At 72.8% G+C, this 20,079-nt stretch carries 18 protein-coding genes; 10 read left to right on the top strand and 8 right to left on the bottom strand.

Going from position 1 to position 20,079, the window contains the following annotated elements:
• Nucleotides 1–22 precede the first annotated feature (22 nt).
• The 3 genes from ACIB24_RS11400 to ACIB24_RS11390 all read right to left on the bottom strand — a co-directional run bounded on the left by ACIB24_RS11400 (nucleotide 23) and on the right by ACIB24_RS11390 (nucleotide 3,887).
• Nucleotides 23–862, bottom strand: a complete 840-nt coding sequence (locus ACIB24_RS11400; protein WP_398279786.1) for an amidohydrolase family protein — start codon at nucleotides 860–862, stop codon at nucleotides 23–25.
• Nucleotides 859–2,175, bottom strand: coding sequence for an MSMEG_0569 family flavin-dependent oxidoreductase (locus ACIB24_RS11395; protein ID WP_398279783.1), 1,317 nt, complete (start codon nucleotides 2,173–2,175; stop codon nucleotides 859–861). Before ACIB24_RS11395 ends, ACIB24_RS11400 begins: the two co-directional genes overlap by 4 nt.
• 344 nt (nucleotides 2,176–2,519) lie before the next feature.
• Nucleotides 2,520–3,887, bottom strand: coding sequence for an FAD-dependent oxidoreductase (locus ACIB24_RS11390; RefSeq protein WP_398279780.1), 1,368 nt, complete (start codon nucleotides 3,885–3,887; stop codon nucleotides 2,520–2,522).
• 73 nt (nucleotides 3,888–3,960) lie between these two features.
• On the opposite strand from ACIB24_RS11390, the gene ACIB24_RS11385 reads away from it, so the two are divergent.
• Nucleotides 3,961–5,076: an MSMEG_0565 family glycosyltransferase gene (locus ACIB24_RS11385; RefSeq protein WP_398279778.1), complete on the top strand. Its 1,116-nt coding sequence runs from the start codon at nucleotides 3,961–3,963 to the stop codon at nucleotides 5,074–5,076.
• 28 nt (nucleotides 5,077–5,104) lie between these two features.
• Nucleotides 5,105–6,013 (top strand): sigma-70 family RNA polymerase sigma factor, encoded by a 909-nt coding sequence (locus ACIB24_RS11380; RefSeq protein WP_398279776.1) that lies wholly within the window; start codon nucleotides 5,105–5,107, stop codon nucleotides 6,011–6,013.
• A gap of 15 nt (nucleotides 6,014–6,028) precedes the next feature.
• Here ACIB24_RS11380 and ACIB24_RS11375 read toward each other — a convergent pair whose 3' ends face one another.
• Entirely contained in the window at nucleotides 6,029–7,561 is a 1,533-nt protein-coding gene (locus tag ACIB24_RS11375) for a glycosyltransferase family 39 protein (protein WP_398279773.1), read from the bottom strand.
• 394 nt (nucleotides 7,562–7,955) lie between these two features.
• Here ACIB24_RS11375 and ACIB24_RS11370 point away from each other — a divergent pair, with 394 nt between their 5' ends.
• From ACIB24_RS11370 to dapB, 5 genes are all read left to right on the top strand, one after another.
• A complete protein-coding gene (locus tag ACIB24_RS11370; RefSeq protein ID WP_398279770.1) occupies nucleotides 7,956–8,927 on the top strand; it encodes a bifunctional riboflavin kinase/FAD synthetase in 972 nt (323 codons plus the stop codon).
• 131 nt (nucleotides 8,928–9,058) lie between these two features.
• Nucleotides 9,059–9,328 carry a 30S ribosomal protein S15 gene (rpsO, locus tag ACIB24_RS11365; protein ID WP_398279767.1) on the top strand — a complete coding sequence of 90 codons (270 nt, stop codon included), beginning with the start codon at nucleotides 9,059–9,061 and terminating at the stop codon, nucleotides 9,326–9,328.
• 201 nt (nucleotides 9,329–9,529) lie between these two features.
• On the top strand, nucleotides 9,530–11,779 hold the full coding sequence (locus ACIB24_RS11360) for a polyribonucleotide nucleotidyltransferase (RefSeq protein ID WP_398279765.1): 2,250 nt from the start codon (nucleotides 9,530–9,532) through the stop codon (nucleotides 11,777–11,779).
• Between the two features lies 1 nt (nucleotide 11,780).
• Nucleotides 11,781–13,148 carry a M16 family metallopeptidase gene (locus ACIB24_RS11355; protein ID WP_398279762.1) on the top strand — a complete coding sequence of 456 codons (1,368 nt, stop codon included), beginning with the start codon at nucleotides 11,781–11,783 and terminating at the stop codon, nucleotides 13,146–13,148.
• Nucleotides 13,149–13,206: 58 nt separating this feature from the next.
• Entirely contained in the window at nucleotides 13,207–13,902 is a 696-nt protein-coding gene (dapB, locus tag ACIB24_RS11350) for a 4-hydroxy-tetrahydrodipicolinate reductase (protein WP_398280415.1), read from the top strand.
• A 17-nt stretch (nucleotides 13,903–13,919) separates the two neighbouring features.
• On the opposite strand, the gene ACIB24_RS11345 is transcribed toward dapB, so the two are convergent.
• Genes ACIB24_RS11345 through ACIB24_RS11330 form a run of 4 tightly spaced genes read right to left on the bottom strand, consistent with a single transcriptional unit; the run spans nucleotide 13,920 to nucleotide 16,610 of the window.
• Nucleotides 13,920–14,219, bottom strand: coding sequence for an AzlD domain-containing protein (locus ACIB24_RS11345; RefSeq protein WP_398279759.1), 300 nt, complete (start codon nucleotides 14,217–14,219; stop codon nucleotides 13,920–13,922).
• Nucleotides 14,216–14,935 (bottom strand): AzlC family ABC transporter permease, encoded by a 720-nt coding sequence (locus ACIB24_RS11340; protein WP_398279757.1) that lies wholly within the window; start codon nucleotides 14,933–14,935, stop codon nucleotides 14,216–14,218. The genes ACIB24_RS11345 and ACIB24_RS11340 overlap by 4 nt, the downstream gene beginning before the upstream one ends.
• Complete coding sequence (locus ACIB24_RS11335; RefSeq protein WP_398279754.1) at nucleotides 14,932–16,071, bottom strand: heparan-alpha-glucosaminide N-acetyltransferase domain-containing protein; 1,140 nt, start codon at nucleotides 16,069–16,071, stop codon at nucleotides 14,932–14,934. Before ACIB24_RS11335 ends, ACIB24_RS11340 begins: the two co-directional genes overlap by 4 nt.
• A complete protein-coding gene (locus tag ACIB24_RS11330) occupies nucleotides 16,068–16,610 on the bottom strand; it encodes a GNAT family N-acetyltransferase (RefSeq protein WP_398279751.1) in 543 nt (180 codons plus the stop codon). Before ACIB24_RS11330 ends, ACIB24_RS11335 begins: the two co-directional genes overlap by 4 nt.
• A gap of 41 nt (nucleotides 16,611–16,651) precedes the next feature.
• Between ACIB24_RS11330 and ACIB24_RS11325 the strand changes: the two genes are divergently transcribed.
• The 3 genes from ACIB24_RS11325 (at nucleotide 16,652) to ACIB24_RS11315 (ending at nucleotide 20,041) form a co-directional block, all read left to right on the top strand.
• The gene (locus ACIB24_RS11325) at nucleotides 16,652–17,311 is read left to right on the top strand and encodes an HAD-IA family hydrolase (protein WP_398279748.1); all 660 of its coding nucleotides are present in this window, start codon (nucleotides 16,652–16,654) and stop codon (nucleotides 17,309–17,311) included.
• A 136-nt stretch (nucleotides 17,312–17,447) separates the two neighbouring features.
• Entirely contained in the window at nucleotides 17,448–18,359 is a 912-nt protein-coding gene (gene dapA / locus ACIB24_RS11320) for a 4-hydroxy-tetrahydrodipicolinate synthase (RefSeq protein WP_398279745.1), read from the top strand.
• Nucleotides 18,356–20,041: a ribonuclease J gene (locus ACIB24_RS11315; RefSeq protein WP_398279742.1), complete on the top strand. Its 1,686-nt coding sequence runs from the start codon at nucleotides 18,356–18,358 to the stop codon at nucleotides 20,039–20,041. Before dapA ends, ACIB24_RS11315 begins: the two co-directional genes overlap by 4 nt.
• Nucleotides 20,042–20,079: the final 38 nt, after the last annotated feature.

Genomic DNA, 20,079 nt, shown 5'->3' with positions numbered 1-20,079 from the left:
CACGGTCCCTTTCGTCGGTGGTTCAGTCGTAGAGCGTGGCGAAGGTGTCTCGGAATGCGAGGGCGGCGAGTTCGCCGTCCCCGAACGCCGCGCTGAGCCGGGCGTATTCGCCGCTGAAGTCGCCCCAGGGTTGATCGCTGGCGAACAGCACCCGGTCGTGACCGAGGCCGCGGGTGGAGATCTCCTGCGCCAGCCAGCGGGGCGCGAAGCCGATCGCCCAGGACAGGTCCGTGTAGACCTGCTTGCCCTGCGCGATCCAGTCGAAGAAGCGACCGCCGATCAACTTCATGTGGCCGCTCATGCCGCCGCCGAAGTGCACCAGGTGCAGCTTCACGTCGTCGGCGTACTGCTCGACGAGCTTGCCGATCTCGTCGATGTCGGAGGCCGCACCGGGAGAGGTGTGGCAGTGCACCACGAGGCCGTGTTCCCGGGCGGCGCCGAAGATGGCGTCCAGGCCCGGCCGCACGTCGTCGTCGTCCACCTTCCCGCCCAGCAGGAAGCTGAGTTTCAGGGCCCGGACGCCGTTCTCCCCGGCCAGGGTCAGCGCCCGCGCCGTACGCTCGGCGTCCGAGGGCTTGGCGCTGACCCACAGGCCGGCCCGGATCCGGTCGTCCGTCTGGGCCGCCTCGACCACGAGCTCGTTGAAGCCGAAGGCGATGTCGGGCTGCGGGACGCCGTAGTTCGGGATGACGAGGGCCCGTTCGGTGCCCTCCTCGTCCAGGTCGGCGATGAGCTCCTTGATCGTGGCGCGGGCCGTGATGTCGGCCCGGATCGGCGGCCCACCGTAGAAGGGGAACTCCGGCATCACGCCGAGGTGCCGGTGGGCGTCGCTGTGCGCCGCGACGTTCGTGAAGAGGCTCATGCCGCGACCTTCCGGGCGACGCGCGCCTGGATCCTCTCGGCCAGGTACTCGGCGTCGTCGGCCACCCCGCGGAACCGACCCGAGCCCCAGGTCCACTGCCACGGCATGCCCAGCACGTACAACCCCGGCACGCTGGTGACGCCGCGGTGGTGGGTCGGGTAGCCGCGCCCGTCGAAGGCGGGCAGGTCGACCCAGGAGTAGTCACGGGTGAAGCCGGTGCACCAGATCACGCTCGTGACGCCGGCTCCCACCGGGTCGAGCGAGGTCGGGGTGTCGTCGCCCGGCTCCCACACCGGGGTGTAGCGCGGCTCCGGCGGCGCGTCGAGACCGAGCGCGTCCACGTGCGCGTCGACCAGGTCCTTGATCGACTCGGCCACTGCGTCGGCGCCGTCGAGGTTGCTGCGCAGGTCGTCGTCGAACGCGATCGTGCCGGTGGCCCGGTCGACGTCCCGCAGCCGCCCGTAGAGCCGCATCCCGTCGCGGGCGAAGGCGCGCAGGTCGATGTCGCGCCCGCCGTCCCGCCCGGTGACGTAGTGGTTGACCTTGTACCGGGTCGCCTCCTGGTCGGGGAACTCGTCGAGACCCTTGGCGTAGTGCCCGATCTCGTCCAGCCAGGTCATGCAGTCCTTGCCGCGGTAGACGCGGGCGACCCGCGGGGCGGTGCCGGTGGCCAGGTGCACGCGCCGCCCGGCCAGGTGCAGGTCCTCGGCGATCTGGCAGCCCGACTGGCCCGTGCCGACCACGAGCACCTCACCCGCGGGCAGCTGGGCGGCGTTGCGGTAGGCGCTGGAGTGCAGCTGGACGACGTGGGCCGGCAACCGCTCGGCGAACCGGGGGGTCTTCGGGATCTGGTAGGGCCCCGCGGCCAGCACCACCTGGTCGGCGCGCAGCGTGCCGCGGCTCGTGGACAGGACGAACGAGCGCTCGTCGTGCGCGAGCCGGGTCGCGGCGACGCCTTCGTGCAGCGGCGCGTCGAACGAGCGGGCGAACGCGCGCAGGTAGCCGACGATCTGGTCCTTGACCATGAACCCGTCGCCGTCGCCCGACCCGTCACCGGTGTAGTCGGCGTAGGCGAAGCCGGGCAACTGGCACTGGTAGTTGGGTGTGACGAGACAGAAGCTGTCCCAACGCCTTTCGGCCCACTCGTGACCGACGCGATGCTTCTCCAGCACGACGTGCTCGAGGCCGCGGGCGCTCAACCGGTGACTGGCCGACAGACCGGCCTGGCCGCCACCGATCACCGCGACCGGCACGTGCCGGCCGTCCAGGCCGCCGGCCAGTTGATGACCGGCGAGATCGCTCGTGGCTGTCATGCCAATCAAGTAGAGAGGCGCTGAGTTACCGAACGGTTTCGTCCGGAACTCCTGCACGTTACTCGCCGTGAGACGACGCCGGCCTCCGCTCGATTCTCAAAAGGGCTGAACGACAGCTACTTTCGAGCCTTCAAGCCGTGTCGCGGCTCACCGCGAATCAGGTAAACACTGGCGAACACGGCCCCGGCGAGCAGGGCGGGGGCCTCGATGACGCCGGGGGGGGGGGGGGGGCGGGGGGGGGCCGGGGGGGGGGGGGGGGGGGGGGGGGGGGGGGGGGGGGGCGGGGGGCGGGGGGGGGGGGGCCCCCCCCCCCCCCCCCCCCCACCGGTGGTCTGGAGCCGGGGCTACGGCTGGGTCGAGATCCGCACCATCTCGTCGCGCGCCACGACCTTCACCCGCGCGCGCCCCTGCGCCTCGCCGAGCGTGACCTCGTGCGCGTCCAGCAGGTCCCAGCCCTGCTTGGTCGTGTACCGGACGCCCAGCCCGTCGAGGTGCGCGGTGACGTCGTCCGGGTCGGGCCGCTCCGCGGGGGTCAGGGTGGCGACGTCCTCGAGCAGGCACGAGATCGTCTCGGAGGCGTCGCTCTTCGTGTGCCCGATCAACCCGATCGGCCCGCGCTTGATCCACCCGGTGACGTACACGCCGGGCACCTGCTGCCCGTCGACGTCCTGCACGCGGCCGGCTGCGTTGGGCACCACATGCCGCCGGTGGTCGAACGGGACGTCGGCCAGGTGTGAGCTGCGGTAACCGACCGCCCGGTACACCGCCTGCACGTCCCATTCGGTGAATTCGCCCGTGCCCCGGGCGGTCCCGTCGCCGACCAGCTCCTGCCGCTCGGTCCGCAGCCCCTCGACCCGCGCCGTCCCGAGGATCTCGACCGGGTTCTCCAGGAAGTGCAGGTGCAGCCGGTGCGGCTTACCGGTGGGCTCCTGGCCGACCCAGGCGTTGAGGGTCTTCATGACCATCTTCACCTGCTTGTCGGTCTGGGCGAGCTGCAGCGAGGCCTCGTCGAACTCGAACCCCTCGGGGTGCACGACGACATCGACGGTGGGGGAGTGCGCCAGCTCGCGCAGCTCCAGCGGGGAGAACTTCACCTGGGCCGGGCCGCGCCGGGCGAACACGTGGACGTCGGTCGCGCGGTTGGCCAGCAGCCCCGCGTGCACGTTCGGCGGGATCTCGGTGGTCAGCATCTCCGCGGCGGTCTTGGAGAGCACGCGGGCCACGTCGAGCGCGACGTTGCCGGCCCCGAGCACCGCGACGCTGCGCGCGTCCAGCGGCCAGGTGCGCGGCACGTCGGGGTGCCCGTCGTACCAGGAGACGAAGTCGGCCGCGCCGTGGCTGCCGGGCAGGTCGACGCCGGGGATGTCGAGGTCGCGGTCGTCCATCGCCCCGGTGGAGAAGATGATCGCGTCGTAGTGGCGGCGCAGGTCGTCGAGCTTCAGGTCCGAGCCGTAGTTCACGTTGCCGAGGAACCGGATGTCCGGGTGTTCGAGCACCCGGCGCAGCGCCTTGATGATCTCCTTGATCCGCGGGTGGTCCGGTGCGACGCCGTAGCGGACCAGGCCGTAGGGGGCGGGTAGCCGCTCGATGAGGTCGATGCTGACGGGGAGCTGCCCGGAACCGGCCTTGGTCAGGATGTCCGCCGCGTAGATGCCGGCGGGGCCGGCGCCGACGATGCCGATGCGGAGGGGGCGCGAGAGGACGGTCGTCATAGTTAGGCGAGCCTAACCTAACAACCCTTGCCCGGGTGCGCCGGACGGGCGTGACCTCAGTCATGCTGGCCTCGTGCGGATCGCCCTGCTCACCTACTCGACCAAGCCGCGCGGCGGCGTCGTCCACACCCTCTCACTCGCCGAGGCGCTGGCCCGAGCCGGGGCGGACGTGACGGTCTGGACCCTGGCCCGGGGCGGCGACACCGGCTTCTTCCGGCCCGTCGACCCCGGTGTCGACGTCCGGGCCGTGCCCTACCCCGAGGTGGGGGGCGAGACGGTCGGCGAGCGCGTCGCCCGCTCGATCGAGCTGCTGGGCACGGCGTTCCGCGCGCACGTGGCCGCCGGCGCCGGCTTCGACGTCGTGCACGCCCAGGACTGCATCACCGCCAACGCCGTACCCGGCCGGGTCCGCACGATCCACCACCTCGACCACTTCACCACGCCGCAGCTGGCCGCCTGCCACGAGCGGGCGATCGTGGAACCCGTCGCCCACGTGTGCGTCTCGGCGTTCGTGGCCGGACAGGTTCGGGACGGCTGGGGGATCGAGCCGGTGGTGATCCCCAACGGCGTCGACGCGGCGCGTTTCGCCGCGGCGCACGCGATCGGCGACGGGGCGAAGGCCCGGGCCCAGCTGGGCCGGTACGTGCTGGCGGTCGGTGGCATCGAGCCGCGCAAGGGCACGCTCGAGCTGGTCCGCGCGATGGCCGTCGTGCAGGCCGCCGAACCCGACGTCCGGCTCCTGGTCGCCGGCGGCGAGACCCTGTTCGACTACCGCGACTACCGGCTCGAGGTCGACGCGCTGGTGGAGATCCTCGGGGTCCGGCTCGACATGCTCGGCGTGGTCCCCGACGGCCTGCTGCCGGGGCTCGTCGCCGGCGCCGAGGCCTTTGCCTTCCCCTCCACCGCCGAGGGTTTCGGCCTCGCCGCGATGGAGGCGCTGGCCGCCCGCCGGCGCGTCGTCGTCCGGGACCTGCCGGTCCTGCGTGAGGTGTTCGGCCGGTGCGTCAGCTACGCCGACGACGAGGCGAGCCTCGCCGCCCGCCTGCTGGACGCCGTCCGCGGGTCGGGCCCGGACCCGGACCTCGGTGCCGCGCTGGCCGCGTCGCACAGCTGGGACGACGCCGCGGCCCGGCACCTGGACCTCTACGAGGCACTCATCGGCGCCGGCCGTCACATCGGCGTCGGGTGAACCGTCACCACAGTAGGAGGTGGCGTAGGTGAGTGACGACGAGCTGGCGGCCCGGTTCGAGGCGGAGCGGGCGCGGCTGCAGGCGGTGGCCTACCGGATGCTGGGCTCACCCGCGGAGGCGGAGGACGCCGTCCAGGAGACCTGGTTCCGGCTGGCCCGCAGCGACCACCGGTCCATCGACAACCTGGCCGCCTGGCTGACCACGGTCGTGGGGCGGGTCTGCCTCGACGGGCTGCGGGCGCGCAAGGCGCGCCGCGAGGCCTACGTCGGCACCTGGTTGCCCGACGCGGTGATCGCGGACGTCGAGTCGGCCCAGCCAGGCCCGGACCGGGACGCCGAACTGGCCGACGCGGTCGGGACGGCGCTGCTCGTCGTCCTGGAGACCCTCACGCCGGGCGAGCGGCTGGCCTTCCTCCTGCACGACATGTTCGGCCTCCCGTTCGGCGAGATCGCCCGAGTGCTCGACACGTCCGTGCCCGCCGCACGGCAGCTGGCCAGCCGGGGGCGACGGCGGGTTCGCGGCGCGCCCGAGCCCGAGCGGGACCGGGCCGCGCAGCGCGAGGTGGTCGAGGCGTTCCTGGCGGCCGCCCGGCGGGGTGACTTCGACGCGCTGGTCGAGGTGCTGCATCCTGACGCCGTGTTCCGGATCGACCCGGGGGCGTCGCCGGGCGGGCGGGGTGCGCCGGCGGAGGTCAACGGCAGCGCCGCGGTGGCCCGGCAGGCGGCGGCCAACGGCCCGTTCTTCGCGCCGACGTGCCGGGTGGCCCTGATCAACGGTTCGGTCGGCATCGTCGTGGGCGCCGCATCGGGTGCCGCATCGGGCACCGGGCCGGGAACCGGGCGCCCCCGGGGAGCGGCCGCCGTCACGGTCGTGGACGGGGTGGTGGTGGCGATCGATCTGGTGCTGGCCCCCGAGAAGCTGCACGTCGTGTCCTGAGGGCCGTGCGCGCTCTCAGCCGTAGTGGGTGACCTGCGGCCACAGCTGCGTCCACGATCGGCGCAGCCCGGTGCAGACCTGGACGCTCGCGCCGTCCTCCTCGTTGTCCACCCCGGTGTCGATCGTGGCCACCGGCCGGCAGGCGGTGAACCAGTCCCCGAGCGTGCCCGGCTCGTACCCGACCACGACCACCGTGGTGGCCGACCCCGGCGGCGGGCCGAGCATGCTGAAGGCGTTGTGCCCCGAGTAGACCGGCGGCAGGTCGGCTCCGCTGCGGCGGGCCCGTTCCAGGGCGCCCGCCTCGCCGTAGTTCCCCGTCAGCAGCACGGTCTCGTCGGCGGGGGAGCCGGCCGCCGTCACCCTCGACGTCACCGCACCCACCTGCGCGGTCAGCCGGTCCCACCCGACGGTCTCCCCGGCGTCGGGATTCGCGGCGACGGACACCTCGTACAGCGCCGACCCCTCGGGCGCGAGCGGCAGGCACACCACCGCCGTCCCGAGCGCGTGCAGCCCGACCAGGGCCCCCGCCGTCCAACGCCGCCGGCGCGCGCCGTCCATCCAGCGCAGCGTCACGTCCGCCCCGGCGGCGAGCAGCGCCGGGTAGAACCCCGACGGGTAGTAGGCCTTCCCGCCCAGCACGACCAGAAGAACGAGCAGGACCACGAAGCCGAGGCCGAGCCAGCGGAAGGCCCGCAACCGCTGCGAGCGCAGCAGGGCCCAGACCCCGGCGATCAGCACGGGGCTGATGAAGACGCCGACCATGACCAGCTGCATCGGGATCAAGGCGGCGCGCGGGGTCGAGCTGGTCGAGCCGCCCGCCGCGATGTCGGCGGCCACCTCGAGCTGGGGCCACCCGTGGACGGCCTGCCAGACCAGGTAGGGCGCGGCGATCAGGGCCGCGAGGAGCGCGGCCAGCCAGGGCCCGGGCCGCCGGAGCCCCTCGCGCGGCCCGGCCACCAGCACGCCGACCAGGCAGGCGAGCAACGTCAGGGCCGGCAGCGTCTGGGCCTGCAGGGCCACGCCGGCGCTCAGGCCGGTGAGCAGCCAGGCCCGCAGCCCGCCGTCCTGCAGGGCCCGGACCAGCAGCAGCAGCGTGAGCGCGGTGAGCAGCAGGGTGAAGGTGGAGGTGGAGAACAGGTGGCCCATCGCCACCGCCGCGGTGGTCAGGGCGGTGAGGACGGCGGTCGCCACCTGGGTGCGCCGGTCACCGCCCAGCCGGGCGGAGGTCGCCGAGGCGACGAGGACGACGCCCGCCACGGCCAGCGCGGGGAGCAGTCGGAACAGCCACAGCTGCCCGCCGACCACGGCGTTCCAGCCGGCGGCGAGCAGGGGCGTCAGGGGTGGCTGGTCGGGGTACCCCCAGGAGGGGTGGCCACCGGCGACCACGAAGTACAGCTCGTCGCGGTGCCAGCCGTACCGGCCCGCGGTCAGCGCGAGGACGCTGAAGAGTGCCCCGGCACTCAGCCAGGAACCGAGCGGGAGTCTCGGGAGACCTAGGAACGAGGACGCATCGGCGGTACGGAAGCCACCTTGCCGGCCTGGGCGCACGGCCACACGCTGCCACAGACGGTGCAGAAACCACCCTCGCTGGTGTGCGAGTAGTGGGTGCCGGTCGGGGCCATCAGGAGCGGGGCCCGGCCGGCGGTGGGAGATGACGGTTCCGTCGGTGCCATTTGCGTCGTTTGCACGTACCTATCCAATCACGTTCAGTCACGGCCCAGAGGATTTCGACCGCAACGAGAGTTGATTTCATCACATCGGCGCGGTGCTCGTGGGCCTGAATGCGATCTGCCGCGAGAACTGGGCCGAACGAGGGAGCTGGGACTCCCACGGGTTACCCGGTCGGCATCGCGGCGGGCGGCATGAGCGTTACGACGCTCGTCCGGACGGCCGTCACCCGCTCGGCGCACGACTTCGGCAGGCAACCTGGCAGAGTATCGGCGTGCCCACCTCGCCCACCCGCTGGAACGAGCTGACCGACGTCCCCGAGGGCTTCGGTCCGTCGGTCGTGACGATCGGGAACTTCGACGGCGTGCACCGCGGTCACCTGGGCGTTCTCGCCCTGGTCGTCGAGCGGGCCCGCGAGCTCGACCTGCGCCCCGTGGCCATCACGTTCGAACCGCACCCGGTCGCCGTCCTGTACCCGGAGCGCGCGCCCGAACCCCTGACCAGCACCGGGCACAAGCTCGAGCTGCTCGGTGGGGCCGGGCTCGAGGCCGTGCTGGTCATGGAGTTCACGCACGCCCTGGCCCTGTGGAGCCCGCGACGGTTCGTCGAGGAGGTCGTCGTGCGGACCCTCGGCGCGAAGCTGATGGTCGTCGGCGGCGACATGCGGTTCGGTCACCGGAACTCCGGAAACGTCGACACCCTGCGGGAACTGGGCGCCGAGTTCGGCTTCGACGTCGAGGTGATGCCCGACCTGCACGACGACGACGGTGACGAGAAGGGGGACGGCGAGCGCCGCTGGTCGTCCACGTGGGTCCGTGAGCTGGTCGCGGACGGTGACGTCGAGGGTGCCGCCGCGCTGCTCGGTCGCCCGCACCGGGTCGAGGGCGAGGTCGTGCACGGCGACCACCGGGGCCGGGAGCTCGGCTTCCCGACCGCGAACCTCGGGCCGGACGCCGTCGGCGCGGTCCCGGCGGACGGTGTCTACGCGGGGTGGCTGGTGCGCGCGGCGGGCGAACGGCTCCCGGCGGCCATCTCGGTGGGCACCAACCCGACCTTCGACGGCGTCCGGCACCGCCGGGTCGAGGCCTACGTGCTCGACCGCACCGACCTCGACCTGTACGGCGAGCAGGTGGCCGTCGACTTCGTGGCCCGCCTGCGGGCCACGGAACGGTTCGACAGCGTGGAGGCCCTGGTCGAGCAGATGGCCGCCGACGTCGTCCGGGCCCGCGAGCTTCTGGCCCCGTAGGGGAGTGTCGCGATTGGGCTCTGACCTGGGCCCGCTGGTAGTGTGCAATGGCCGTCAGATCGGCCGCGGAACCAGAGAGCCCGGGTGGATATGCCCCGGAGCGCCGCGCAGCGACTTCCGGGAGGAATTTCGTGGCACTTGAAGCTGCCGTCAAGTCCCAGATCATGGCCGAGTACGCGACGTCCGAGGGTGACACCGGTTCCCCCGAGGTCCAGGTGGCAATGCTCACCAGGCGCATCAAGGACCTGACCGAGCACCTGAAGGAGCACAAGCACGACCACCACAGCCGGCGGGGCCTGCTGCTGCTGGTCGGGCGTCGTCGTCGTCTCCTGAAGTACATGCAGAAGACCGACATCGCGCGCTACCGCACGCTCATCGAGCGGCTCGGTCTGCGCCGCTAGCACCAGACAGGCCGTGGCCCTTCGGGTCACGGCCTGTTCCACACCTGGAGCGGAGTTCCGGCTTCCGGTCCTCGGTAGTGGCCTCCGGGGTTGAACCCCGTGGGCCTCGATCGAAGACCGGCCGAGCCCGCCGGTGACGCCGCTCCTGCCGATCCGCAGCACCACACGGGTGCTGGGGAGTGACAGACAGGAGAGTGACCCTTGGAGGGTCCGGAGATCACGGCCGCTGAGGCCATCATCGACAACGGCTCGTTCGGTAAGCGGGTCGTGCGGTTCGAGACCGGGCGGCTGGCCAAGCAGGCCGCCGGTGCCGTCGCCGTCTACCTCGACAACGACTCGTTCCTGCTGTCGGCCACCACGGCCGGCAAGCAGCCGAAGGAGCAGTTCGACTTCTTCCCGCTGACCATCGACGTCGAGGAGCGGATGTACGCCGCGGGCAAGATCCCCGGCTCGTTCTTCCGTCGTGAGGGTCGGCCCAGCACCGAGGCGATCCTCGCGTGCCGCCTGATCGACCGCCCGCTGCGCCCGACCTTCGCGAAGGGGCTGCGCAACGAGGTCCAGGTCGTCATCACCGTCATGGCGCTGAACCCCGACGACGCCTACGACGTCGTGGCCATCAACGCCGCGTCGCTGTCCACCCAGATCGCGGGCCTGCCGTTCTCCGGCCCGATCGGCGGCGTGCGCGTCGCCCTGATCGACGGCCAGTGGGTCGCGTTCCCGCGGCACTCCGAGCTGGAGCGGGCCGTGTTCGACATGGTCGTCGCCGGCCGGGTCGTCACCAACGCCGACGGCAGCTCCGACGTCGCGATCATGATGGTCGAGGCCGAGGCCACCGACGAGTCGTGGAACCTGATCAAGGTCGCCGGCGCCACCGCGCCGACGGAGGAGGTCGTGGCCCAGGGTCTCGAGGCGTCCAAGCCGTTCATCGCCGCGCTGTGCGCCGCCCAGAACGAGGTCGCGGCGAAGGCCAGCAAGCCGACCGCCGACTACCCGCGCTTCCTGGACTACCAGGACGACGTCTACGCCGCCGTCGAGGCCGCGGGCGCCGAGCGCACCGCCGCCGTCCAGCAGATCGCGGACAAGCAGGAGCGCGAGGCCGCGACGGACGAGCTGAAGGAGGCCCTCAAGGCCGAGCTCGGCGGGCAGTTCGAGGGGCGCGAGAAGGAGATCTCGGCGGCGTACCGCTCGCTGCAGAAGAAGATCGTCCGGCAGCGCATCCTGCGCGACAAGGTCCGCATCGACGGCCGCGGGCTGCGGGACATCCGCCAGCTGAGCGCCGAGGTCGAGGTCATCCCCCGGGTGCACGGTTCGGCGCTGTTCGAGCGCGGCGAGACCCAGATCCTGGGCATCACCACGCTGAACATGCTGCGCATGGAGCAGCAGCTCGACACGCTCTCCCCGGAGACGCGCAAGCGCTACATGCACAACTACAACTTCCCGCCGTACAGCACGGGTGAGACCGGCCGCGTCGGTTCGCCGAAGCGCCGCGAGATCGGCCACGGTGCGCTCGCCGAGCGCGCCCTGGTGCCGGTGCTGCCGACGCGCGAGGAGTTCCCGTACGCGATCCGCCAGGTCTCCGAGGCGCTCGGCTCCAACGGGTCGACCTCGATGGGCTCGGTCTGCGCGTCGACCCTGGCGCTGCTGAACGCCGGGGTGCCGCTGCGCGCGCCGGTCGCCGGCATCGCGATGGGCCTGGTCTCCGACACCGTCGACGGCCAGACCCAGTACGCGGCGCTGACCGACATCCTGGGCGCGGAGGACGCGTTCGGTGACATGGACTTCAAGGTCGCCGGCACCTCCGAGTTCGTCACCGCCATCCAGCTGGACACCAAGCTCGACGGCATCCCCGCCGAGGTCCTGGCCGGTGCGCTGACCCAGGCCCGCGAGGCCCGGCTGCACATCCTCGACGTGATGGCCGAGGCCATCGACAAGCCCGACGAGATGTCGCCGTTCGCGCCGCGGGTCATCACGGTGAAGGTGCCCGTCGACAAGATCGGCGAGGTCATCGGGCCCAAGGGCAAGATGATCAACCAGATCCAGGAGGACACCGGCGCCGACATCTCCATCGAGGACGACGGCACGGTCTACATCGGCGCGACCGACGGTCCGTCGGCCGAGGCGGCTCGGGCGGCGGTCAACGCGATCGCCAACCCGACCATGCCCGAGGTCGGCGAGCGCTACGTCGGCACCGTCGTGAAGACCACGACGTTCGGCGCCTTCGTGTCGCTCAGCCCGGGCAAGGACGGCCTGCTGCACATCTCGCAGATCCGCAAGATGGTCGGCGGGAAGCGGGTCGAGAACGTCGAGGACGTGCTCGGCATCGGGCAGAAGGTCCAGGTGGAGATCGCCGAGATCGACCCCCGCGGCAAGCTGTCGCTGGTGCCGGTCCTCGACGAGTCCGCGGCGGGCGAGGGCGAGAAGGTCGACGAGCCCGCGGGCGCGAACGCCTGACGTGCCGGTCTCCCTACCGCTGACCCCCGCCGGCCCCGAAGGCCGGTCGTGGACCATCGCCGGGCAGGACGGCGGCGCCCTCGTGCGCCGTTCCGTCCTGCCCGGCGGGGTCCGGGTCCTCACCGAGTCGATGCCCGGTCTCCGCTCGGCCACCGTCGGCCTGTGGGTCGGCGTCGGCTCGCGCGACGAGACGACGAGTCACTTCGGCTCGACGCACTTCCTCGAGCACCTGCTCTTCAAGGGCACCGCCCGGCGCTCCGCGATGGACATCGCCTCGGCCTTCGACGAGGTCGGGGGCGAGGCCAACGCGGTCACGGGCAAGGAACACACCTGCTACTACGCGCGGGTGCTGGACGACGACCTCCCCATGGCGGTCGACGTCCTGTGCGACATGGTCACCTCGGCGACCCTGGCCGAGGCCGACGTCGAGAGCGAGCGCGGGGTCATCCTCGAAGAGCTCGCGATGAACGACGACGACCCGACCGACGTCGTCCACGAGCGGTTCGCCGAGGCCGTCCTGGCCGGGCACCCGCTGGGCCGCCCGATCGGCGGCACCCCCGACACCATCAACGCGGTCGGGCGCGACGACATCGCCGCCCACTACGCGCAGCACTACCGCCCCGCGGGGCTCGTCGTGACCGTCGCGGGCGGCGTCGACCACGACAAGGTCTGCGCGCTGGTCGGCGAGAGCCTGGCCCGTTCGGGCTGGGACCTGTCGGACGACTCCGCCGCCGACCGCGCGCCGTTCGCGCGCCGGCCCACCACCGGTGGGGCGCAGCTGATCACCCCGGCCCGGCGCCCGGTCGTGGTGCGCCGGACGACGGAGCAGGCCAACGTCGTCATCGGCACGCCGTCCCTGACCGCTACCGACCCGCGCCGGTACGCGATGTCCACGCTGAACGCGGTGCTCGGCGGCGGGATGAGCAGCCGCCTGTTCCAGGAGATCCGCGAGGCCCGCGGGCTCGTCTACTCCGTCTACTCGTTCGCGTCCGGGTACTCCGACTCCGGCTACTTCGGCCTCTACGCGGGGTGTACGCCGGCCAAGACCGACGAGGTCGTGCGCCTGCTCGTCGCCGAGCTGCACCGGCTGGCCGACGGCGGCCTGCCGGCCGACGAGCTGGCCCGGGCCCACGGGCAGCTGCGCGGCGGACTCGTCCTGGGGCTGGAGGACACCGGCTCGCGGATGTCCCGGCTGGGCAAGGCCGAGCTCGTACACGGCGAGTTCATCGACGTCGACGAGGCGCTGGCGCGGGTGGAGTCGGTGACGGCCGAGGACATCCGTTCCCTCGCAGCCGATCTCGCTGCCCAGGAGCTGACCCTGGCGGTCGTCGGTCCCTTCGACGAGGACCGCGAGTTCTCCCTGGGCTAGGTCCCGGTAGGTTGCTCACGTGAGCATCAGAGTCGCCGTGATCGGGGCCGCCGGGCGGATGGGGGCGACCACCTGCGCCGCGGTCGAGGAGGCCGACGGGCTAGAGCTGGTCGCCCGGCTCGACGTCGGTGACGACGTGGCGGCCGGCCTGAAGGGCGCCGACGTCGCCGTCGTGTTCTCCGTGCCTGCGACGGTTCTCGAGCACGTCCTGGCCTGCGTCGAGGCCGGTGTGCACGCCGTGGTCGGCACCACGGGCTGGGACGACGAGCGCCTGGCGGCCGTGCGCTCCGCCCTGGAGGGCTCCGCGACCGGGGTGCTGGTGGCCCCGAACTTCGCGATCGGCGCCGTCCTGCTGATGGAGTTCGCCGCCAAGGCCGCGCCGTTCTTCGAGTCCGTCGAGGTCGTCGAGCTGCACCACCCGAACAAGGTCGACGCGCCGTCCGGCACGGCGCAGCACACCGCGCACGCCATTGCCGAGGCCCGGCGGGCGGCCGGTTCCGCGCCCATCCCCGACGCCACCGAGACCGGGCTGGACGGCGCCCGCGGCGCCGACGTCGAGGGCATCCGCGTGCACGCGGTCCGGTTGCGGGGCCTCGTCGCGCACGAGGAGGTGCTGCTCGGCGGCCCGGGGGAGCAGCTGACCCTGCGCCACGACTCGTTCGACCGGGTGTCGTTCATGCCGGGGGTGGTGCACGCCGTGCGCACCGTCGGGTCGCGTCCGGGGCTCACCGTCGGCCTCGAGCACTACCTCTGACCGGCGCCCCTGCCCGGCTAGAGGCGCAGGAGGGCGGCCGTCAGGGCGGCGGCCGCCACCACCACGATGAACGGCGCCCGCCGCCACAGCAGGACGGCGGCGACCCCGACCGCGGGGACGCGGGCGTCCAGGGCCAGGCGCTCGCCGTCCACCAGGGTCTGCACGGTGACCAGCGCGGCCAGCAGGCCCGCGGTGACGATCGCCGCGGCGCGGACCACCGCGGGCCGCTCCAGGTGGCGCGCGGGCACCAGGTGCCCGGCGAGCTTGAGCACGAAGACCGCCGCGCAGCCGAGCAGTACGACCGTCCAGGTGCTCATACCAGGACCGCCATGCCCAGCGCCGCGACGGCCGCGATCAGCACCGGCACCCCCGCCGGGACGAACGGCACGGCGACCGCCGCGACCAGCGCCGCGACCAGCGCCGCACGCCGGGCCGACAGCTCCCGCAGCCGCGGCCACAGCAGCGCGAGGAACGCGGCGGCGGCCGCCGCGTCGAGCCCGAACCGGCGCGGGTCGCCCGCGGCGGTGCCGAGCAGGGCCCCGGCCAGTGTGGTGGCGTTCCACAGCGAGAAAACCGTGACGCCGGTGACCCAGAAGCCGACCCGGGCCACATCCGGCCGGTCGGGCTGCACCGCCTGCTGGCCCGTGGCGACGGCGGTCGTCTCGTCGATCGTCAGCTGTACGCCGACCAGGTCGCGCACCGGTTTGAGCGGCCGCCGCCAGCCTGTCGGGGCCGGCGCCCCGCGCAGCAACGGCCCCACCTGCAGCCCGTACAGCCCGTTCCGGACGCCGAGCAGCCCCGCCGTCGCGACCGCCGACAGGCCGCTACCACCCGCGCCGACGATCCCGGCCAGCGCGAACTGCGACCCGCCGCTGAACATCAGCAGGCTGAGCACGCAGGTCTGCGCGACGCTCAGCCCGGACGCGGCCCCGAGCGCCCCGAACGACACCCCGTAGGCGCCGACCGCGAGCCCGACCGACAACGCCTGCCGGACGGCGGCCGCCCGGGCCGGGTCCTGGGTACCCCTCGTCAAGCGACTCTCCTCACGACCCGCGCGACGCCCTCTTCGAGCGGCCCACGTTCGCGGGGTGCACCGCAGGCGAGCGCGAACGCTACGGCCGCAGCCAGTTCCACGACGAGGGCCACCGCCGACAAAGTGGCCTCGGGTTCGGCGGGCAGCGCCCCGAGCGTGATCACGTGCAGCGTGTAGAGCGTCAACGTCATCGACCCGGCCGCCGCCAGCGGCCACCCCGCCCACCGCCGGGGCACGACCAGCAGGGCCAGGCCCAGCACCGCGACCGCGACCCCGGTCGTGTACAGCAGGTCGGTGACCGACCCCGAGTGCGGCGCCCGGACCAGTAGCCACACCGGGTCGTGCAGGGGCGTGACCCCGAAGAACGTGTCGTGCAACAGGTCTGGACCCCGATCGGTGAGATCCGCGCCCGGCTGCGGCGAGCCGGCCAGCCGCGCGTTCAACCCGGCCACCCCACCGGCGACGTGCACGGCGACGGCGCCGGTCACGACCGCGACCCCCGCCGCCGCCACGCCGGCGCCGAGCAGCGAACCGGCCACGCGCGTCGAACGCAGGTCCAGCCGGCCGATCGCCAACCCGGCCAGCAGGTAGGTCGTCCAGGTCAGCACGGGGTAGTAGCCGGTCAGCAACACGGTGCTCACCAGAGCGCCCGGCGCCGGCAGCGACAGCAGTCCGAGGTTCTCGAAAGCGACCGAGTCCAGACCGTTCTGGCGCAGCACGTAGCTCAGCACGGGTGTGCCGAGCGCGGCCACCAGAGCCAACGCGGCCAGCGTCCCGGGGCCGAACCGCAGGAACGCGGCGGCCACCACGAACAGCACCCCGTAGTACACGAGGATGATCGCCGCCGGGGTCGGCACCAGTCCGACCACGAGCCCGACGACGACGAGACACAGGCCCCTGACCACGGTGCGGGCCCTCGCGGTGTGCGCCAGCCCGGAACGGGTGGCCAGCCCGAGCCCGACCCCCGCCAGCACCGCGAAGGTGGCGGACGCCGTCCCGGAGCTCACGCGGTGCAGCCAGCCCAGCGGCGCGGGCGCGTCGAACGGCACGAGGTGCACGGCGAACATGCCGGCCAGCGCGACCGCGCGGGCCACGTCGACCGCGGCGATCCGCGGCGCGTGCTGAGCCTCGGTCACGGCTCCCCGAGGGACGCCGCCAACCGCAGCTCGACCACCTCGCGACCCTCGGCGCCGAGGTAGCCGCGCGTGGCGCCGTCCGGCTCCATCCCGGCCGAGGTCAGGAACGTGCGGCGCGCGTAGTCGAGCTCGGGCGACCAGGCGCGGACCACCGTGAGGCCCTGTTCGCGCAGGTGGTCGGCCGCCGCGGACAGCAGCCGCGACGCATGCCCGGCGCGCTGGTGGGCCGGGTCGACCACGAGGACGGCGAGCAGCCCGTCCCCCTCGCCGGCGTCCCCGTCGTCGCTGGGCCCGGCGGTCGCGAACCCGACCACGATGTCGTCCGAGACCGCGACCAGCAGGGCGTTGCGGGTGCCGTTCGCGGCCAGCACCGCCTCCCGCCAGCTCGGCGTCAGCGCGGCCGCGTCCAAGGCCTCGAGCACGTCCTCCGGCAGCAGCCCCGCGTAGGCGGCGCGCCAGCCGCGCGACTGGACCGCCGCGATCGCCGCCGCATCACCGGGCGTCGCGGGCCGGACCGATACCTGTGCCGTCGACGCCATGCCCGTCATCGTGTCATCCCCGGGGCGGTTACCGTGTTCCGGTGCTCGACACCCTGGAGGGGCGCGTGTTCGCCGCCGTCCTGTTCGACATGGACGGCACCCTCATCGACTCCCACCCCGCGGTGGAACGCAGCTGGGTGCGTTGGGCGCAGGAGCACGACGTCCCGTTGAGCAGCTTCGCGGGGATGCACGGGCGCCCGGCCGCCGACATCGTGGCCCTGTTCCTGCCGCCCGAGCGGCGCGAGGCGGCGTTCCGCCGGATCGAGCAGCTGGAGACCGAGGACACGGACGGCGTCGTCGTGCTGCCCGGCACCGTCGACGCGCTCGCCGCGCTGCCGCCGGGCCGGGCCGCCATCGTCACCTCGTGCACCGCGCCCCTGGCCCGGGCCCGGATCGGCGCGTCGGGCCTGGTCCAGCCGTCGGTGCTGGTGACGGCCGACCAGGTGACGGCGGGGAAGCCGGCCCCCGACCCGTACCTGCTGGCCGCGCAGCGCCTCGGCGTGTCCGCCGCCCAGTGCCTCGTGGTCGAAGACGCCCCCGCCGGGCTGGCCGCCGGCCGGGCGGCCGGGGCGGCGACCCTGGCCGTGACGGTCACCCACAAGGCGTCCGAACTGGACGCCGACGCCGTCGTCGAGACGTTGGCGGACGTCCGGTTCGTGGTCGGGGACGGCGGCGTGCGGGTGGTTGCTCCGTCCGGGTGATCATCGGCGCGGGAACCGCTGTCCGGGTAACGACCGCTCACGGGCTGCCGATCAGAACACCAGGTCCTGGTGTGCTCGAACCCCCGAGCGGGCACACCAGGGCCACTCCAGTTTGGGGGGCCGATAGGCTCGGGCCATGCCCCCGACCAGCCCGACGGAACGTCCCGGACGTCCGTTCGGTGCGGTCCTGGTGGCCATGGTCACCCCCTTCGACGCCTCCGGCGCCGTCGATCTCGACGCCGCAGCCGCGCTCGCCGAGCGCCTGGTGGACGACGGGTGCGACGGCCTGGTCGTGTCCGGCACCACGGGCGAGTCCCCGACCACCTCCGACGCGGAGAAGGTCGCGCTGCTGCGGGCCGTCGTCGAGGCGGTCGGTGACCGGGCCACGGTGGTGGCGGGAGCCGGCACCAACGACACCGCGCACTCGTGCGAACTGGCCGGCCAGGCCGAGCAGGCCGGCGCCCACGGCCTGCTGGTCGTGACGCCCTACTACTCCAAGCCCCCGCAGTCCGGGCTGATCGCGCACTTCACCGCCGTGGCCGACGCGACCGGCCTGCCGGTGATGGTCTACGACATCCCGGGCCGTTCCGCACAGGTGATCGAGTCGTCGACGCTCGCGACGCTGGCGGAGCACCCGCGGATCGTCGCGGTCAAGGACGCCGCAGGCGACCTGTACGCCGGGTCGTGGGTGATGGAACGGACGGACCTGGCCTACTACTCCGGTTCTGACGAGCTCAACCTGGCGTGGTTGACGCACGGGGGAGTCGGCGTGGTGAGCGTCGTCGGGCACGTGGCTGCGGCACGATATGCGCAGATGGTCCGGGCGGTGGACGCAGGGGACCTCCGGGCGGCGCTCGCGCTGCACCGGGAGCTGCTGCCCGCCGTCCGCGGGATCATGACCAGGGCCCAGGGGGCCGTGATGGCCAAGGCGGCGCTGCAGCTGGCCGGCGCCCTGGCGAACAGACGAACGCGACTGCCGCTGCAGGACGCGACGGAGGAACAGGTGACGGCGTTGCGCGCCGACCTGGAGGAGGCAAGGGTTTCTTGAGTCAGTCGCATCCCGAACTCGGGCTGCCGCCCGCGTTGAAGCCGGGCGCGTTGCGCATCGTCCCTCTCGGCGGTCTCGGCGAGGTCGGCCGGAACATGGCCGTCCTCGAGATCGACGGCAAGATCCTGGTCGTCGACTGCGGGGTGTTGTTCCCCGAGGACCACCAGCCGGGCGTCGACCTGATCCTGCCCGACTTCGAGTACATCGCCGACCGGCTCGACGACGTCGTCGCCGTGATCCTCACGCACGGCCACGAGGACCACATCGGCGCCGTCCCGTACCTCCTGCGGCTGAAGCCCGACATCCCGCTGATCGGTTCGCAGCTGACCCTGGCGCTCGTCGAGGCGAAGCTGAAGGAGCACCGCATCACGCCCATCACGCTCGCCGTGCGGGAGGGGCAGAAGGAGCAGCTCGGGCCGTTCGGCTGCGAGTTCGTGGCGGTCAACCACTCGATCCCCGACGCGCTCGCGGTGGCCGTGACGACGGCCGCCGGCACGGTGCTGCACACCGGCGACTTCAAGATGGACCAGTTGCCGCTCGACGGCCGGATCACCGACCTGCGGTCGTTCGCCCGGCTCGGCGAGGCCGGCGTCGACCTGTTCATGGTCGACTCCACCAACGCCGAGGTGCCCGGGTTCACCGTCTCCGAACGCGAGATCACGCCCGTGCTCGAGTCGGTCTTCGCGGCCGCCGACCGGCGGATCATCATCGCCTCGTTCGCCTCGCACATCCACCGGGTGCAGCAGGTGCTGGACGCCGCCCACAAGTACCGTCGCAAGGTCGCCCTGGTCGGGCGGTCGATGGTCCGGAACATGGGCATCGCCCGCGACCTCGGGTACCTGAACGTGCCGCCGAACACGATCGTCGACGTCAAGGCGGTCGACGACCTGCCCGACGAGCAGGTCGTGCTGATGTGCACCGGTTCGCAGGGTGAGCCGATGGCCGCCCTGTCCCGGATGGCCAACCGCGACCACCGGGTCAGCGTCGGTGCCGGCGACACGGTGGTGCTCGCGTCGTCGCTGATCCCGGGCAACGAGAACTCGGTGTACCGGGTGATCAACGGGTTGACCCGGCTCGGCGCGAAGGTGGTGCACCAGGGCAACGCCCGGGTGCACGTCTCGGGCCACGCCTCGGCCGGCGAACTCCTCTACTGCTACAACGTGATCCGGCCGCGCAACGTGATGCCCGTGCACGGCGAGGCCCGGCACCTGGTGGCCAACGCCGAGCTGGCCGTCAAGACCGGCGTGCCGCGCGAGCGGGTGGTGATCGCCGAGGACGGCGTGGTGGTCGACCTGGTCGACGGCGTCGCGAAGGTGGTCGGCAAGGTCGACTGCGGGTACGTGTACGTCGACGGGTCGAGCGTCGGGGAGATCACCGAGGCCGACCTGAAGGACCGGCGGATCCTCGGCGAGGAGGGGTTCATCTCCATCATCGTCGTGGTCGATTCGGCCAGCGGAAAGGTGGTGGCGGGCCCCGAGATCCACGCGCGCGGGTTCGCCGAGACCGAGTCCGTGTTCGACGCCGTGCGGCCCCGGATCGTCGACGCGCTGCGCGACGCCGCCAACTCCGGCCCGACCGACACCTACCAGTTGCAGCAGGTCGTGCGGCGGGTCGTGGGCCGGTGGGTCAGCGAGTCGTACCGTCGCCGCCCGATGATCATCCCGCTCGTGATCGAGGCCTGAGGCGTCCCTGGCGCACGCCACGGCGCTTCATTGCGTAG

It is taken from the genome of Spongisporangium articulatum (assembly GCF_044465595.1).
Taxonomy (GTDB): Bacteria; Actinomycetota; Actinomycetes; order Actinomycetales; family Kineosporiaceae; genus Spongisporangium; species Spongisporangium articulatum.
The sequence above is the reverse complement of the archived record's forward strand: the minus strand, read 5'-3'. Positions and strand labels throughout refer to the sequence as shown.